The following is a 1,678-nucleotide window of genomic DNA, read 5'->3' as shown; positions in this document are numbered from 1 at the left end:
TTAATGTTAATATCGATCCATGTATGATTAGCCAAGTCAGAATCATGGACGTAATTAAGCCTTTGGAATCATTTATTCAGCAAGATGGTATGCCGGTTTTTGGGCACTTGTCGGCGATTCCAAGATCACTCGATTTAGAGTCATTTCAATATCTCAATGAGATGGACAATCCTGTATCGAAGTGGCGAAAACATTTCGATTACAAGCAGTTCCAGTTCGTGTCTCTCGTGACCTCTGACTATGTCGTCGGGATTGCTATTGCCGATATTCGCTATTTGGCCTCCGGATTTTGTTATTTGTTCGATATTAAGCGCAATGCACTCACCGAGCAGCAATGGCTTAAACCTTGTCAGCTTGGTTATCAGACTCAACCATCGAGCTGGTTGAGCAAAGCACATCTCGCGAACAATACAATTCAGTTCTCCATTGAGGAGGGGCAGTGGCATGTTCAGTTTGTGACGCCTTCCGTGAACGCCAACATTACACTGCATCCACAGCCACAAAGTTTGCCTCTTATGCTCTCTACGCCAACGGGTTACTCCGGATGGACGTATACGCAAAAACACAACGCGCTGACGGTAACAGGGAATCTATTTATTCTGGGTGAAGAGCAAGATCTGTCACAGGTTGCTGCGGGTTATGATTTCTCGGCGGGTTACATGCGAAGGGAAACGAGCTGGCGCTGGGCGAGTGTCAACCATAAAGACGGCGACAAAAGCTTGGGTCTCAACCTCGCCGCTGGCGTAAACGAAACCGGGTTTTGTGAAAATGTACTGTGGGTGGATGGTGGAAGGCATTTGCTTAATCCGGTGCAGTTTCAATTTTCACGTCAGAATCCACGTACTGATTGGCGCATCACCTCCCAAGATGGTTGCGTAGACTTAGTGTTTGAGCCTATCAATCAACGTTCTGAGAAAAAGAACTTCTGGTTTTTGAAAAGTAACTTTCGTCAATATATCGGCCACTTTTCAGGGTTTGTTGTGGATGGCAATGGCAGTAAGCACGAACTCGACGGTGTTGTGGGTTTAACGGAAGATCACTACGCAAAATGGTAGATAAGACAATGGATTGGTCACAAATCATGGAACGACCGGAGCTCTTGCTTATGGCTTTGGCTCCTATCTTTTTTCTCTGCATCGCCGCGGAATACGGTTTGGGACAGCGTCGAGGTAAACTGCCTGACAGCGCACAATATTATTTGCCGGAAGTGGCGTGTAACTTTGTGTTGGCGGGATTACATCAAGCTGCTGATATTTTAACGGGGTTGCTGATTGCGCATTTCTACTTGTGGATGTTTGATTGGCGATTATTTGATATCGAAATGAGTGTATCGGCCTTCTTGCTTCTTATGTTGCTGCAAGACTTTTTCTATTACTGGTTCCACCGTGCTAGCCATCGTATTCGTTGGATGTGGGCGGCACATGTGGTGCATCACAGTTCAGAAAGAATGAATTTTAGTACGGCGTTTCGCCAAAGCTTGATGTACCCATTGGCGGGGATGTGGCTGTTCTGGCTACCTTTGGTTATTATTGGTTTTGACCCTAAATGGGTAGTATTCGTGGTGTTGTTGAATCTAGGTTTGCAGTTCTTTGTGCACACGCAGTCGATTCGTTCACTTGGCCCACTGGAGTGGGTATTCAACACGCCGTCTCACCACCGAGTGCATCACGGGATCAAT

General features: G+C 46.3%; 2 protein-coding genes. Both read left to right on the top strand.

From position 1 onward, the window contains the following. Positions 1 to 44: 44 nt before the first annotated feature. Positions 45 to 1,055: a DUF2804 domain-containing protein gene (locus R8N46_RS24525; RefSeq protein ID WP_318189692.1), complete on the top strand. Its 1,011-nt coding sequence runs from the start codon at positions 45 to 47 to the stop codon at positions 1,053 to 1,055. A gap of 8 nt (positions 1,056 to 1,063) precedes the next feature. Beyond that, on the top strand, positions 1,064 to 1,678 hold a 615-nt coding region (locus R8N46_RS24520), incomplete at its 3' end, for a sterol desaturase family protein (RefSeq protein ID WP_318189691.1).

The sequence above is a fragment of the Vibrio sp. 1874 genome (assembly GCF_033344395.1).
GTDB classification, from domain to species: Bacteria; Pseudomonadota; Gammaproteobacteria; order Enterobacterales; family Vibrionaceae; genus Vibrio; species Vibrio alginolyticus.
Note: the sequence above shows the minus strand (reverse complement) of the source record. Positions and strands in the feature narration are given on the sequence as shown.